Origin of the sequence: Bradyrhizobium sp., assembly GCF_035935975.1 — a bacterium.
Classification (GTDB): domain Bacteria; phylum Pseudomonadota; class Alphaproteobacteria; order Rhizobiales; family Xanthobacteraceae; genus Bradyrhizobium.
The window spans coordinates 1-14,656 of record NZ_DASYWN010000015.1; the positions used below are offsets into that span (position 1 = coordinate 1).

General features: G+C 65.1%; 17 protein-coding genes. 12 read left to right on the forward strand and 5 right to left on the reverse strand.

What is annotated here, in order from left to right; translation table 11 throughout:
* The 6 genes from VGR99_RS07765 to VGR99_RS07790 form a co-directional block, all read left to right on the forward strand.
* A partial coding sequence (locus tag VGR99_RS07765; RefSeq protein WP_326896594.1) for a response regulator occupies positions 1 to 277 on the forward strand: 277 nt, incomplete at its 5' end.
* A gap of 24 nt (positions 278 to 301) precedes the next feature.
* On the forward strand, positions 302 to 772 hold the full coding sequence (locus tag VGR99_RS07770) for a chemotaxis protein CheW (RefSeq protein WP_326897754.1): 471 nt from the start codon (positions 302 to 304) through the stop codon (positions 770 to 772).
* A gap of 72 nt (positions 773 to 844) precedes the next feature.
* Positions 845 to 1,210: a response regulator gene (locus tag VGR99_RS07775; RefSeq protein WP_007600538.1), complete on the forward strand. Its 366-nt coding sequence runs from the start codon at positions 845 to 847 to the stop codon at positions 1,208 to 1,210.
* A 75-nt stretch (positions 1,211 to 1,285) separates the two neighbouring features.
* Complete coding sequence (locus tag VGR99_RS07780) at positions 1,286 to 2,488, forward strand: chemotaxis response regulator protein-glutamate methylesterase (RefSeq protein ID WP_326897757.1); 1,203 nt, start codon at positions 1,286 to 1,288, stop codon at positions 2,486 to 2,488.
* Positions 2,485 to 3,357 (forward strand): protein-glutamate O-methyltransferase CheR, encoded by an 873-nt coding sequence (locus VGR99_RS07785; protein WP_326897758.1) that lies wholly within the window; start codon positions 2,485 to 2,487, stop codon positions 3,355 to 3,357. The genes VGR99_RS07780 and VGR99_RS07785 overlap by 4 nt, the downstream gene beginning before the upstream one ends.
* 291 nt (positions 3,358 to 3,648) lie before the next feature.
* Positions 3,649 to 4,089 carry a hypothetical protein gene (locus VGR99_RS07790; RefSeq protein WP_326897759.1) on the forward strand — a complete coding sequence of 147 codons (441 nt, stop codon included), beginning with the start codon at positions 3,649 to 3,651 and terminating at the stop codon, positions 4,087 to 4,089.
* A gap of 56 nt (positions 4,090 to 4,145) precedes the next feature.
* Here VGR99_RS07790 and VGR99_RS07795 read toward each other — a convergent pair whose 3' ends face one another.
* The 4 genes from VGR99_RS07795 to ctrA form a co-directional block, all read right to left on the reverse strand.
* On the reverse strand, positions 4,146 to 5,306 hold the full coding sequence (locus VGR99_RS07795) for a glutathionylspermidine synthase family protein (protein ID WP_326897760.1): 1,161 nt from the start codon (positions 5,304 to 5,306) through the stop codon (positions 4,146 to 4,148).
* A gap of 3 nt (positions 5,307 to 5,309) precedes the next feature.
* Entirely contained in the window at positions 5,310 to 5,714 is a 405-nt protein-coding gene (locus tag VGR99_RS07800) for a hypothetical protein (RefSeq protein WP_326897761.1), read from the reverse strand.
* 17 nt (positions 5,715 to 5,731) lie between these two features.
* Positions 5,732 to 6,136 (reverse strand): DUF350 domain-containing protein, encoded by a 405-nt coding sequence (locus VGR99_RS07805; protein WP_326897762.1) that lies wholly within the window; start codon positions 6,134 to 6,136, stop codon positions 5,732 to 5,734.
* A 162-nt stretch (positions 6,137 to 6,298) separates the two neighbouring features.
* Positions 6,299 to 7,000, reverse strand: coding sequence for a response regulator transcription factor CtrA (gene ctrA, locus VGR99_RS07810; protein ID WP_016848562.1), 702 nt, complete (start codon positions 6,998 to 7,000; stop codon positions 6,299 to 6,301).
* Between the two features lie 401 nt (positions 7,001 to 7,401).
* Between ctrA and fliI the strand changes: the two genes are divergently transcribed.
* From fliI to VGR99_RS07840, 6 genes are all read left to right on the forward strand, one after another.
* The gene (gene fliI, locus VGR99_RS07815; protein WP_326897763.1) at positions 7,402 to 8,727 is read left to right on the forward strand and encodes a flagellar protein export ATPase FliI; all 1,326 of its coding nucleotides are present in this window, start codon (positions 7,402 to 7,404) and stop codon (positions 8,725 to 8,727) included.
* Between the two features lie 121 nt (positions 8,728 to 8,848).
* A complete protein-coding gene (gene fliJ / locus VGR99_RS07820) occupies positions 8,849 to 9,268 on the forward strand; it encodes a flagellar export protein FliJ (protein WP_008138882.1) in 420 nt (139 codons plus the stop codon).
* 182 nt (positions 9,269 to 9,450) lie between these two features.
* Positions 9,451 to 9,996: a sigma-70 family RNA polymerase sigma factor gene (locus VGR99_RS07825; protein WP_326897764.1), complete on the forward strand. Its 546-nt coding sequence runs from the start codon at positions 9,451 to 9,453 to the stop codon at positions 9,994 to 9,996.
* A 33-nt stretch (positions 9,997 to 10,029) separates the two neighbouring features.
* Entirely contained in the window at positions 10,030 to 11,115 is a 1,086-nt protein-coding gene (locus VGR99_RS07830; protein ID WP_326897765.1) for an anti-sigma factor, read from the forward strand.
* 249 nt (positions 11,116 to 11,364) lie between these two features.
* Entirely contained in the window at positions 11,365 to 12,324 is a 960-nt protein-coding gene (locus VGR99_RS07835; protein WP_326897766.1) for an AraC family transcriptional regulator, read from the forward strand.
* A gap of 117 nt (positions 12,325 to 12,441) precedes the next feature.
* On the forward strand, positions 12,442 to 13,665 hold the full coding sequence (locus VGR99_RS07840) for an NAD(P)/FAD-dependent oxidoreductase (RefSeq protein ID WP_326897767.1): 1,224 nt from the start codon (positions 12,442 to 12,444) through the stop codon (positions 13,663 to 13,665).
* A gap of 184 nt (positions 13,666 to 13,849) precedes the next feature.
* Here the strand turns inward: VGR99_RS07840 and VGR99_RS07845 are convergent, their stop codons facing one another.
* Positions 13,850 to 14,641 (reverse strand): dienelactone hydrolase family protein, encoded by a 792-nt coding sequence (locus tag VGR99_RS07845; protein ID WP_326897768.1) that lies wholly within the window; start codon positions 14,639 to 14,641, stop codon positions 13,850 to 13,852.
* Positions 14,642 to 14,656: the final 15 nt, after the last annotated feature.

The following is a 14,656-nucleotide window of genomic DNA, read 5'->3' on the forward strand; positions in this document are numbered from 1 at the left end:
CCGTGCGCAAAACTTCGACGTGGTCCTGACCGACATCGAGATGCCCGACATGAACGGGTTCGAGTTCGCCGAGACCATCCGCTCCGACAGCAATCTCGGTTCGATGCCGATCATCGGCCTGTCGGCGCTGGTGTCGCCGGCGGCGATCGAACGCGGCCGTCAGGCCGGCTTCCACGACTATGTCGCCAAGTTCGACCGTCCCGGTCTGATCGCGGCGCTGAAGGAGCAGACCGCGGGTGCCGCCGGCGCCTCCGAGCTGAGCCGGGCAGCGGCGTAACCAGCGGGATCAGGAGATACGCTTATGAGCACCAAGATGCAGTCCACCGAAGGCACCATGGTCGAATACGTCACCGCGATGATCGGTGGCCAACTGTTCGGCCTGCCGATCTCCCGCGTCCAGGACGTGTTCATGCCCGAGCGCGTCACCCGCGTTCCGCTGTCCTCGCGCGAGATCGCGGGCGTGCTGAACCTGCGCGGCCGCATCGTCACCGTGATCGACATGCGCGCCCGTCTCGGCCTGCCCAAGGCCGAGGACGGCAAGACCCCGATGGCGGTCGGTGTCGACCTGCGCGGCGAATCCTATGGCCTCCTGATCGACCAGATCGGCGAGGTGCTGCGCCTGCCCGAGGCCGGCATGGAAGAGAACCCGGTCAACCTCGATCCCCGCATGGCCAAGCTCGCCGGCGGCGTTCACCGTCTCGACGGCCAGCTCATGGTCGTCCTCGACGTCGATCGCGTGCTCGAGCTCGCGCCCGAGATGATGGCGGCCTGATCCGGCGGCATTGCCGTCGGCAGAGTTGCAATTGGAAGTGCCCTCGCAAAGGGGGAGGAAGCAGAGGTTCACATGCGAACTTGTCTCGTCGTTGATGATTCCAGCGTCATCCGCAAGGTTGCGCGCCGGATCCTGGAGGGCCTCGACTTCCAGATTCTCGAAGCCGAGGACGGTGAGAAGGCGCTCGAGGCCTGCAAGCGCGGCTTGCCCGACGCGGTGCTGCTCGACTGGAACATGCCCGTGATGGACGGCTACGAATTTCTCGGCCATCTCCGGCGCATGCCCGGCGGCGACCAGCCGAAGGTGGTGTTCTGCACCACCGAGAACGACGTGGCCCATATTGCGCGTGCGCTGCACGCCGGCGCCAACGAGTACATCATGAAGCCGTTCGACAAGGACATCGTGACGGCGAAGTTCCAGGAAGTCGGCCTTATCTGAGCGAACTCCGGAGGCTGAACGGCTCCTTCGGCGTTTTGTTTTCAACTGAACCGTTTCAGTCTGAGTTGGTGAGTAATGAGTGTTGCGTTCGCAGGGAATTCGACCACGGGCACGTCGCGCGAAGCCGGTCCGCTGCGGGTGATGGTCGTTGACGACTCCGTCGTCATCCGCGGCCTCATCTCGCGCTGGATCGGTGCCGAGCACGACATGGAGGTCGCGGCCTCCTTGCGCACCGGGCTCGAAGCGGTCAACCAGCTCGAACGCATCAATCCCGACGTTGCCGTGCTCGACATCGAAATGCCCGAGCTCGACGGCATCTCGGCGCTGCCGCAATTGCTGGCGAAGAAGCGCGATCTCGTCATCATCATGGCCTCGACCCTGACCCGCCGCAACGCGGAGATCAGCTTCAAGGCGCTGTCGCTCGGCGCGGCCGACTACATTCCGAAGCCGGAGTCCACGCGCGAGGCCTCGGCCGCGGACATCTTCCATCACGATCTGATCCAGAAGATCCGTCATCTCGGCGCGCGTCTGCGCCGAAGGGCGGCAGTTGCGAGCCCGCCGCTCGCGCCTGCGAGCCCCGCTGCGCCGGCTGCCCGTGCACCGGCTGTCGCGCGGCCTGCCGCGCCCGCACCGGCCCCGGCCGTGCATGCGCTGTCGTCGGGGGCGCTGTCGACGCGTCCGTTCTCGACCCAGGTGCCGAAGGTGCTGCTGATCGGCTCCTCGACCGGCGGCCCGCAGGCGCTGATGGCGCTCGTCACCGAGCTCGGTCCTGTCATCGACCGCTACCCGGTGCTGATCACCCAGCACATGCCGCCGACCTTCACCACCATTCTCGCCGAGCATCTGGCGCGCGCGAGCCGCCGCCCGGCGGCCGAGGCGATCGACGGCGAGCCGGTGAAGCCGGGACGGATTTATCTTGCGCCAGGCGGCAAGCACATGCGTGTCGCGCGCAGCGGCGCCGACGTGGCGATCGCGCTCGATGACGGCCCCGCCGTCAATTTCTGCAAGCCCGCGGTCGATCCGCTCTTCACCTCCGCCATCGACATCTGGCACGGCAGCATCCTCTCCGTGATCCTGACGGGCATGGGCTCGGACGGCATGCGCGGCGGCAAGGACATCGTCGCCGCCGGCGGCAGCGTGATCGCGCAGGACGAAGCCTCCAGCGTGGTCTGGGGCATGCCGGGCGCCGCGGCCAACGCCGGCATCTGCGCGGCGATCCTTCCGCTCAACCAGATCGGCACCAAGATCAACCGCCTGTTCGCGGGAGACCGCTCGTGACACCCGCGGATTACGATTATCTGCGCAAGTTCCTGAAAGAGCGTTCGGGCCTCGATCTCTCTCCCGACAAGCAGTACCTGGTCGAAAGCCGCTTGCTGCCGCTCGCGCGCAAGGCAAGCCTTCCCGGCATTCCCGATCTCGTGCTGAAGATCAGGAACGGCGACGGCCGGCTTGCGACCGATGTGGTCGAAGCGATGACCACCAACGAGACGTTCTTCTATCGCGACAAGATTCCGTTCGATCATCTGCGCGAGACCATCCTGCCGGGCCTGATCCAGGCGCGCGCGGCGCGCAAGTCGCTCCGCATCTGGTCGGCGGCGTCCTCGACGGGGCAGGAGCCTTATTCGATCGCGATGTGCGTGAAGGAGATGGGCGCGGCTCTCGCCGGCTGGCGCATCGAGATCGTCGCCACGGATCTGTCGCAGGAGGTACTGGAGAAATCCAGGGCCGGCATCTACAGCCAGTTCGAAGTGCAGCGGGGCCTGCCGATCCAGCACCTGATGAAGTATTTCACGCAAGCCGGCGAGCTCTGGCAGCTCAATGCCGATATTCGTGCGATGGTGCAGTTCCGCCAGCTCAACCTGCTGCAGGACTTCTCGCATCTCGGCACGTTCGACGTGATCTTCTGCCGCAACGTGCTGATCTATTTCGATCAGGACACCAAGGCGGTGATCTTCGAGCGCATGGCGAAGTGCCTGGAAGCCGACGGTACGCTGCTGCTCGGCGCCGCCGAATCCGTCGTCGGCATCACCGATGCGTTCCGTCCGATCGTCGATCGTCGCGGTCTCTATCAGCTCAATCCCGCGCGCTCCGGCCGTCCGATGGGCGGCTTGATGCCGCAGCCGCTGAAGGTCGCAGCGGCAAGGTAATCAGCCGAGCGACCCTCGATCCGAGAAAGCATTGTTGGTGCGGATGACGGGTAGCACCTGATGGCATTCTTTCTCCGTCAATGTGCGTGACGTTTCACCACCGCGGATTACTCAGCTACCGCGCGCGAGGTGAGCTCGCACCGCGATGCAATGCGATCGCGCCTCTCATCAGCACCCGAGCAGCGTGCTATGCTCCCGATCGTCCCGCCAGACTGAGACGGGATTTCATTCCAACATGAACTGCTTTGAGGAGGACATACCATGCGAATGTCTTGCGCCTCTTATTTCCTGTTGGCTGCGCTTTCGTTGCCCGCGACGGCTCTCGCCGGCGAACAGGTGCTCGAATTCAAGCTCGTCACCAAAGCAATGGACGTTAAGGTCAGTGAGGTTGCGAACGTCGAAGGTCAGACGGTCATGTCCGGCAAGATGTTCGGCGTTGCCTTTTTCAAGGACGGCCGCATTGCCGTGAAGGACTTCGTCAACTCCTCCGACATGCTCAAGGGCTCAGGACCCATGTTCGGCTACAGCACCTACACGTTCGACGACGGGTCCTCGATCACGGCGCGCTACGCCGGCGTGGTCAAGGACGGTAAGGCAAAGGGCGAATATACCATCCTGTCGGGCACCGGGGCGTACGCCAACGCGACGGGCACGGGCGGCTTCGAAAGCATGCAAAGCGGATTCAAGGGCGCAGGCCTGTTCGACGGCAGGTTGATCGTCAAGACCCCGTAACTCAAGCGCGCGAACCTACGCGCTCGCGTCCTTTCCGACGAGGCCGCGAGCGCACTTCACAAAATCGCATGCGGCAGAAACCGCGAGCGGTTGCCCGTGATCGGGCTTTCGTCCTCGCGGATCGACAGGCCGCAGGGCTCGTGGTTCACCAGCCAACTTCCCACCACCACATAGAAGCTCGAGAAGTTCGGCAGCGGCGACAGTGCCTGCCGTACAAAACCCTCCGCGCCATAGGGACCCGCCTGCTCGTCGAGCGGCATGCCGCCGGAGACCAGCGTGACGTTGGCGCCTTCGCGCGACAGCAGCGGCTTGCGGACATAGGACGTCCCGAGCTCAGCGGCACGCGGATCGTCCTCGAAGAAGGCCGGCAGCAGGTTGGGATGGTTCGGAAACATCTCCCAGAGCAGCGGCAGGATGCCCTTGTTGGAGAGCACTGCCTTCCACGGCGGCTCGATCCAGCGCGTCGGCGCGCTCGCGAGCTTGGCGCCGAAGGCATCGTGGAACATCCACTCCCAGGGATAGAGCTTGAAGGCGAGCGCGATGTCGCTGTTGTCGAGATCGACGAAGCCGCCACCTTCGTCGCGCCAGCCGACCTCCTCGATGTCGAGCAGCCGGGTCGAGAGCCCTGCCTGCCGCGCGGTGTCCTCGAGATAGGCGAGCGTGCCGGCGTCCTCTTCGTTGCCGGTGGTGCCGGTGAGATGGAGATGGCGGCCTTTGGCAATCTCCTTCCACGCCGCGATCAGCCGCTCGTGGATCGAGTTGAACTGGTCGGCCCGCGCCGGGATGATGCGGCGTTCGATCGCCTGTTCGAGCCAGGTCCATTGAAACACCGCGGCCTCGAAGATCGAGGTCGGCGTGTCCGCGTTGTATTCGAGCAGCTTGGCCGGGCCTTGTCCGTCGAACTTCAGGTCGAGCCGGCCATAGAGGCTGCGATCGTCGCGCTGCCAGCTTTCGGCGATGAAGCTCCAGAACGTCTCCGGGATCTTCAGGCGCCGCAGATGGCGCTCGTCTTTGATCACGCGGCCGGCAAGCTCCAGGCACATCGCGTCGATCTCGCCGGTCGGCGTCTCGATGCCGCGCTCGATCTCGTCGAGCGTGAAGCCGTAATAGGCGCTCTCGTCCCAATAGCGTTCGCCGTCGATGGTGTGGAAGGCGAAGCCGCATTGCGCGGCGGTCTGCCGCCAGTCGTCGCGCTCGGGACACACGATGCGTTGCATGGATCAACCACCGCCCGAGAAGCCGTGACCGAACGAGCCGAAGCCGCCGCGGCTCACGCTGCTGGAGCCTGAATCGGACGACGTTCCCGACGAGGAATGGCTCGAGGAATCGCTGCTGTAGAAGCTCGATCGCGACGACGAGTGCGAGCCGCCGCTGCCACCCGACGAACTGCTGCCGCTACTGGTGCACGTCGTGGTCGTCTGCCCCGGCACGGCGCCGGGCGTGGGCTCGCAGGTCTGCCGCGGCATCAGCGTGTAGGCGGTGGTGCCGACCGCGATCGTGCCCATCACCAGCAGCGCGACATGGCCGGAGCGCTTCGCCGGCGGCTCCCTCGGCGGCAGTGGCAGGTCCGCCGGCAGGCGCGGCCGGCGCCTGCTGAACTCCTTGCTGGGAGGCTTGTTGGCCATATCACTTAGCTACCAGGTCAGTAGATCATGCAGGCGGCGTTCAAGAGGCCCGCCGCGAGCGAGGACAGTCCGAGCCAGATCGCCGGCGCCAGTTCACCTGCGGCAATTCGCGCCGACAGGTTCGGCACCGGGACCCTGACCAGGAACAGCACGATGATCTGCACGATCAGCGCGATGATCGCCCAGACCATGCAGTCCAGTACATTGGCCGAATGCGCGATGGCGCTGACCAGCGGCGCGACGAAGCCGAGCAGGCTGAGCCCGAGCGCGATCGCCGCGGCCGGCTCGTTGTCGCGGATCAGCTGGAACTCGTTGTGCGGGGTGATGCGGGTGTAGACCAGCAGATAGGCCACGATCGCGATCAGGCCGGTGCAGAAATAGACCAGGAAGGCAGGCAGGCCGGCGAGTGATTGCAGGATCATCGTTCCCCCATCGTGCAGCGACCATTCGTCGGCGGGGGGAGGGTAGCGGTTCAATCATTAAGCTTCGGATGAAGCGTGCCCCAAAAATAAAACCCCGCCATTTGCGGCGGGGTCCAGGCTGGGGAGGAGCGAGCCCTCAGGGCTCGCGACGTAACGTGAGGATCAGGCGGGGATGCGCTCGTCGGCCTCGTGCGGCTCGCGCAGCACGTAGCCGCGGCCCCACACGGTCTCGATGAAGTTACGGCCTTCGGAAGCGTTGGCGAGCTTCTTGCGGAGCTTGCAGATGAAGACGTCGATGATCTTCAGCTCGGGCTCGTCCATGCCGCCATAGAGGTGGTTGAGGAACATTTCCTTGGTGAGGGTCGTCCCCTTGCGGAGCGAGAGCAGCTCCAGCATCTGGTATTCCTTGCCGGTCAGATGCACGCGCTGGCCGCCGACTTCCACCGTCTTGGTGTCGAGGTTGACGACGAGATCGCCGGTCTGGATGACCGACTGGGCGTGACCCTTGGAGCGGCGCACGATCGCGTGGATGCGGGCCACCAGCTCGTCCTTGTGGAAGGGCTTGGTCATGTAGTCGTCGGCGCCGACGCCGAGACCCTTGACCTTATCCTCGATGCCGGCGAGGCCGGAGAGGATCAAAATCGGTGTCTTGATCTTGGAGACCCGGAGCTGCTTGAGCACGTCGTAACCGGACATGTCGGGCAGGTTAAGGTCGAGAAGAATGATGTCGTAATCGTAGAGTTTACCGAGATCGACGCCTTCTTCCCCCAAATCGGTCGTGTAGACGTTGAAGCTCTCAGACTTCAGCATCAGCTCGATCGACTGCGCGACGGCGCTGTCATCTTCAATCAGCAAAACGCGCATGCCAGTTCCCCATAGTCGCCGCTCCTGGGCGTCAGGTCGGCCGCATTCGCGGCACTCAACAAAACGCCTTTGAACAACTGATTCGGATCCTGACAACAGATGGTTAACAAATCCTGATTCTGGAACGCAAGTCCCCCCGGTGCAATTTTTGTCGAATCGCCCTAAGGTCTTGCGCAAGAAGCAGCTTTCGTCACCCAGCTCCGTTCAAGTTCCACTTTAAGAATCGGACCTAACCGACTCCCGCGACTCAGCCTTCTTCTGAAAGGGAGCCACGCTCAGCCACAAAGACAGTGACGCAATGATTAACGATGCGGGTAAACACGAAGTTAAGCGCCGTTCAGAAATATGGCGAAACTTAAGAGTTTCACCGTGAAGGCCCGGATGTCGAAGGCGACCACCTTATGAAGGCGCTTGCCGAACAGATCGGCGATATCGACGGCGTCAATATCTATGGCCGTGTCGTCGGCGTGCGCGGCCTGATGGTCGAAGTGGCCGGCCCCATTCACGCGATGTCGGTCGGCGCGCGGCTCGTGATCGAGACCGGTGCGAACCGCTCCATCCCCTGCGAGGTGATCGGCTTCTCCGGCAACAATGCCGTCGTGATGCCGTTCGCCGGGCTCGATGGCGTGCGCCGCGGCTGCAAGGCGGTGATCGCCAATGCCGCCAATCAAGTGCGGCCGTCGTCGGCCTGGCTCGGCCGCGTCATCAACGCGCTCGGTGAGCCGATCGACGGCAAGGGGCCGCTGCCGCAGGGACCGGCGCCGATGCCGTATCGCAACACGCCGCCGCCGGCGCATTCGCGCAAGCGCGTAGGCGCGCCGCTCGATCTCGGCGTGCGCGCGATGAACACCTTCCTCACCTGCTGCCGCGGCCAGCGCATGGGCATCTTCGCGGGGTCCGGCGTCGGCAAGTCGGTGCTGCTGTCGATGCTGGCGCGCAACGTCGATGCGGCCGTCAGCGTCATCGGGCTGATCGGCGAACGCGGCCGCGAGGTGCAGGAGTTCCTGCAGGATGATCTCGGCGAGGAGGGGCTGGCGCGCTCCGTCGTCGTGGTCGCAACCTCCGACGAGCCGGCGCTGATGCGCCGCCAGGCGGCGTATCTCACGCTCGCGGTCGCCGAGTATTTTCGCGACGAGGACAAGGACGTCCTCTGCCTGATGGACTCGGTGACGCGCTTTGCCATGGCCCAGCGCGAGATCGGCCTCTCCGCCGGCGAGCCGCCGACCGCCAAGGGCTATACGCCGACCGTCTTCACCGAGCTGCCGAAGCTGCTCGAGCGGGCCGGACCGGGCCTGGGCGAGGGCGCGATCACCGCGATCTTCACGGTGCTGGTCGACGGCGACGATCACAACGAGCCGATCGCGGACGCGGTCCGCGGCATCCTCGACGGCCACATCGTGATGCAGCGCTCGATCGCCGAGCGCGGCCGCTATCCCGCCATCAACATCCTCAAATCCGTCTCCCGCACCATGCCGAAATCGGCCGATCCGCAGTTCTGGCCGACCATCCAGCGGGCGCGCCAGGTGATGGCGACCTATGCCGACATGGAGGAATTGATCCGGCTCGGCGCCTACCGGGCCGGCTCCAGCCCCGAGGTCGACGAGGCGATCCGCCTGCACGAGCCGCTGGAAGCGTTCTTGCGGCAGCGCAAGGACGAAAATGCCTCACTGGCGGACGGTTACCGCCAGTTGGCGCAAATCCTCGGTAATTTGGAAACGGAACGCTAACTTTGTCCCGTCATCATCCGATCCCACAGAGTAGCAGAGCCGGTCTTGGCCCCCGTCGGGCCTGTGGGGAGACCGGTGACGTCCCACGTGCAGCCAAGGGACTTCTGGGGAGTATGAGTCGATGAAGTCACGAGACACCCTCATCCGCCTGAAGAAATTTCAGGTCGACGAGAAGCGCCGCCGGGTCACCCAGATCGAGACCATGATCGCCGACTTCCAGCGGATGTCGACCGATCTCGAGCGCGAGATCACGACCGAGCAGGAGCGCGCCGGGATCAACGATCCCTCGCACTTTGCCTATCCGACCTATGCCAAGGCCGCGATCCAGCGCCGCGAGAACCTGACCCGCTCGGCCGACGAGCTCAAGGGCCAGCTCGACGAAGCCAAGGCCGCGCTGGCCGAGGCCTTCGAGGAGCTGAAGAAGGTCGAGCTCCTCGACGAGCGCGACCAGGCCCGCGAACGCGCCGAAGAGAACGCCCGCGAGCAGGCCGACCTCGACAGCATCGGCCTGATGCGCGCCCGCATCGGCGCCGTCGCCTAGCGGCTTCAGCCGCCAGACCCAACGCGAATTTGCAGAACCCGGACCCGCAAGGTCCGGGTTTTCGTATGTGCTGTCCACAGCGCGGCGCCGCGCCCCTTGGTGGTCGGCGCTGCCGCGCGCTATGGTAGTCGAGTGCCGGGGCCAGCGCGCAAAGCGTCGAGGCCCGCGTGTTGGGGGGCTGAATGCTGACGCCAGCCGAGCTGGTCGGGCTGATTGAGGCGGTCGCCAAGGGCGATCAGGCCGCGTTCGAGCGCCTCTACGTCGCCACGCGCGCGAAACTCTATGGCGTCGTGCTCCGTATCTTGCGCCGGCAGGATCTCGCAGAGGAGGTCATTCAGGAGACCTACGTCAAGATCTGGAACAGCGCAGGCCAGTTCAATCCGGCCTTGTCGTCGCCGATCACATGGATGGCGTCGATCGCGCGCAACCGTGCGATCGACATCGTGCGCAAGAAGTCGGAAGTCTCCATCGAGGAAGAGCCTCGGGCGATGGAGGTCGCGGCCGACAGTCCCGATCCGCTGGCGCGCCGGGAGATGACCGAGGAGCTGAAGCGGCTCCTGGAATGTATCGGCCGGCTCGCGCCGGACCGTCAGAGGCTCGTGCTTCTCGCCTATTACAACGGCTGGAGCCGCGAGCAATTGGCGGAGAAATTCGCCGCGCCCGTCAACACGGTGAAGACGTGGCTGCGGCGCAGCATGCTGGATATTCGCGAGTGCCTCGGATTGTGAGGATGATGTGAGGGTGGTTCTGGACTGCATGTGATGGCCTACACGGAGGATCATATCGCGCTCGCCGCGGAATATGCGCTCGGTACGCTCGACGCCGACGAGCGCGCGCAGGTCGAGACCATGATGGCGGTGGACCCTGGGTTTGCCGATGTCGTGCGGGCCTGGGCCTACCGGCTCGGCGTCCTCAACCAGATGGTCGGCACCATCGAGCCGCGTCCGATCGTGTGGGAGAACATCCGCGCGGAACTCGCGCGGACGAATTTTGCGCAAGGGTCGCCTGCGCTGCCGGAAGCGTCGCCGCCGCCACCGCCTCCGCCCGTGCCGGAGTTTTCCCCGCTCGATACCGCGCCGCCTGAATTGCCGCCGGAGGATACCAGGCAAGCCGAGCCGCAGCCTCCCGCAGTTGAGCCTCCTAACGCCGCGCAGCCTGAAACGGTGCCGCCGGCCTCCGACGCGCGGCCTGAGGTCGTGCCGATCTATATGCCGCAGGTCCATGCGCCCGATCCCGAGATCGTGCGCGCGCCGCCCCCGCCGGTCGCCGACAACAGCAGCGTCATCCGGCTCGAGAGCCGCGTGAAGCGCTGGCGCACGATCGCATCCGCTGTCGGCGCGCTCGCGGCCGCGCTGCTGGTGACGCTGTCGCTGCAGATATTCCAGCCCGACAGGCTGCCGGGCGCGCTCCGTCCCGCGCCGCGCATCCAGACGGTCGAGGTCAAGACGCCGGCCGCGCCGCTGACCGCGTCGTCGCAATATGTCGCGCTGCTGCAGGGGCCGGGCGGCGGTCCGGCCTTCATTCTCACGATCGACGGTGCGACCAGGAATTTCACGGTGCGCAAGGTCGGCGCGACGCCGGAGCCCGGCAAGAGCTTTGAGCTCTGGCTGATCTCCGACAAGCTGCCGCGCCCGCGCTCGCTCGGCGTGATCGGCGCCGGCGAATTCACCGCGCGTCCGGTGCTCGGCGGCTACGATGCCGAGCTCGTCAACGGCGCCACCTACGCCGTCACGGTCGAGCAGGCCGGCGGCTCGCCCAGCGGCCAGCCGACCTCCGCGCCGGTGTTTTCCGGCAAGCTGATCGAGACCGTGCCGCCGTCGCAGCCGCAGGTTCCGGCGAAGAAGTAGGTGCTGCTGCCGTTCCGTAGCCCGGATGAGCGAAGCGATATCCGGGGACAGTGTTCCCCGCATGTCGCTTCGCTTATGCGGGCTACAAGGCCGCAAAACTGTCGCCATGGTCCATCCCGCCGTCGCAATCCGACAAATCCCGCTGAATCCGCCCTCAATTTGAACCTCTGTCCATTCCGCGGCGTCAAATGCCCGGAATTTGCAGTCGGCGCCGACGATCATGGCGCCGGAGAGGGGCTTGGAAATCAAATGGATGCAGCAAAGACGCCGGGCATCTTCGTCCACCAATATGCGGGCCTGCCGCACGGTCCGGCCTTCGAACATTGGCGCGAGCGGGCCTTCGGGTCCTGCGGTCTCGACATCGGGCCGAGCCATGGCGACAGCATCGATTGCCGGCTCCAGATCAGCGTGGTCGACAATATCGCGCTCGCCATCCCGGAAGGCGCGTCGGCGCAATACTCACGCACGCAGAGCAACCTGGCCGACGGCAGCGACGATCTCGTGCTGATATCGGCGCATGCGGGTCTCGTCCGCGTCGGACAGAACGGCCACACCGTCGAGCTCGCGCCGGCGCAGATGGTGCTCGTCGACATGGGCGTCACCGGCACCGTCGGCCACACCGACGACGACCGCTTCACCACCATCCGCATGCCGCGCCGCGCGCTGCTCGACATCAATCCGCGCGCCGAGGAGAAGCTCTCGCAAGTGCTCTCGGACGGTGCGGTGGCCGAGACCATTTTCCGCTACCACGCGCTTGCCGCCAATCACGGGCCGCATCTCGATGCCGTCGGCCAACGCCTCACCGCACAGCACATGGTCGATCTCGTCGGCCTGCTGCTCGGCACCGATGCCGAGCATGCCAGTCTGGCGCGCGGCCGCGGACATGCGGCGGCTCGCCTCGATCTCATGCGCGCCGACGTGATGGCCGCGCTCGGCCGCAACGATCTCTGCCTGTCCGAAGTCGCGACGCGCTCGGGCCTGAGCCCGCGCCAGGCGCAACGTCTGTTCGAGCAGGCCGGCACCACCTTCACCGAATTCGTGCTGGAGCAGCGCCTGCTGCTGGCGCGCAAGCTGCTCGGCGATCCCCGCGCGAGGACGCGCAAGATCAGCGACATCGCGCATTCCTCCGGTTTTTCCGATTTGTCCTATTTCAACCGCGCCTTCCGCAAGCGCTTTGGTGCGACGCCGTCGGAGCTGCGCGAGGCCTGAGTCCCGGTTTTGTGCAGCGGCGCGCCGCCGCCGCAGTTGGTCGATCCAGGCGAATGAGTTATATCTGTCCGCGCAGGGCGGATCACCGGATTGCCTCGAACAGCGAAGTCAACGGACATGGCGCGTATCGTCGTGCTCGGCGCCGGGTTTGCAGGCCTGTGGGCGGCCATCGGTGCCGCGCGCAAGCGTGACGAGATCGGTGCGAACAGCGACATCGAGATCCGCCTCGTCGATCGCAATCCCTATCACAACATCCGCGTGCGCAATTACGAGGCCGATCTCAGCGAGGTCGCGCTTCCGCTGCCGCAACTGCTCGATCCGATCGGCGTCACGCACGGCATCGGCGAGGTCGAGACCATTGATCCGGTGCGACGGCAGATATCGCTGGTCACCAGCAGCGGCGATGAGATGCTGTCCTACGACCGTCTCGTGCTGGCGCTCGGCAGCGAGGTGATGCGGCCGGATATTCCAGGCCTCGCCGAACACGCATTCGATGTCGATACCTATGCGGCTGCGCTCCGCCTCGAGGATCACCTGACCTCGCTCGGACATAGCGCGCCGTCGCCGGGGCGTTCGACGGTCGTCGTGGTCGGCGCCGGCTTCACCGGCATCGAGGTCGCGGCCGAGATGCCGAACCGCTTGGCGCGTGCCGGCATCACCGGCAGCCGGCGTATCATCCTGGTCGATCCCAATCCATTTGTTGGCGCCACCATCGGCGCGCATGCGCGCCCCGTGATCGCAACGGCGTTGGCCTCGCTCGACGTCGAGACGCGGCTCGGCGGGCGCGTGGTCTCGGTCGAGGCGGCTGGCATGCACCTGAGCTCGGGCGAGTTCATCCCGACGCAGACCGTGATCTGGTGCGCCGGGATGCGCGCGAGCCGGCTGACCGAAAACTTTCCGGGCGCGCGCGATCATCTCGGGCGCCTTCTCGTCGATCCCTTCATGCGCGTGGCCGATCTGCCCGGCGTCTTCGCGGCTGGCGACGTCGCCTCCAGCGTGGTCGACGGCCTGCATCCGACCGTGATGTCCTGCCAGTTCGCGCGCCCCATGGGCCGCTTCGCCGGCCACAACGTCGTCGCCGATCTCGTCGGCCAGCCGATGCTGCCGCTGCGGATCGACTGGTACGTCACCGTGCTCGATCTCGGCGGCTGGGGTGCGCTCTATACGGAGGGGTGGGACCGCGAGGTGCGGGCGACAGGTGCAGCCGCGAAAGCGACGAAGGAGACGATCAATCGCAAGCGGATCTATCCGCCGTTGACGGGGAGCAGGGACGAGCTGTTCGCTGCCGCTGCGCCGACCGTGCAGGCGCCGCCGCCGACCTATGGGGCGCCACGTAGTTGAGTTGGCGCCCGCGTCGATCGACCAAGCGAAAACGATGCAATTAATGCAATGTCCGCCGTGTCATCAAGGCGACCGGCTGCAGCTGAGCGATTGGCGTGGTTCGTCCGCTCCCGCGATATCGGCAAATGACCCCAAAGCGGAAGCTGCTCTAAGCCGCGTATGGGGGCATTCGCTTCGCTGTCACTCAACGGGAAAATTGAGCAGAGAGGAAACTCTGCATCTCCTGGACTGCCTTCCTGGCCGCTTCCGCATCGTACTTGAGCCAGTGCCCGTGCATTTCCCTGCCGTCAGCGAAAGCCGGGACGCTAAAGGCGTGATAGGCACCGGGATAGACGACCAGCTTAACGGGTGCACCCCTGTCGGCCCGCCTCTTCATCCAAAGTTCGCAGTCCCTCGCAGGCGTCCAGTCGTCGAGTTCGCCGATCAGGATTAATGTGGGAACGATGAGTTCCTCGGAAGCAACGCCGCACAGCGGATAATAGGCCACCGCGGCCTTGAACTTCAGATCCCGAGGAGCGTCGAATGTTTCCACGTGGTGGGTCGACGCTAATTGCAGCGCAACCATTGCACCCATCGATCCTCCCAGGACAGCGATACGTTGAGGATCGACAAAAGGAAGTTTGGAAAGATAGGATAGAGCGCCTAAGGCATCACCTTGGCGGGCAAGCATCAGGGCAGGCATCGGTTTGGTGCAGGCGTCCTTGATGCCACGGGTCGCAAAGCTATCGACTGCAAGTGACACATACCCCAAACCGGTCACGAATTGAGCGATGAACTTTGGGGCATCTTTCGAAAGTCCATCGCATCCATGGAGATACACAATGGCTGCGAATGGGCCGTCGCCCTCAGGTTTCGCGAGGTAGCCCTCGATCGTATCCCCCGCCTTCGGCGCTTCGCCGCGCTCGCGCGCCAAGCGCTGCTGGAGCTGGCCAAGGCGGACTGGAGCACTGTCGAACCTGACCAACTCTTGTGCCATGGTGACGGCGTTGGT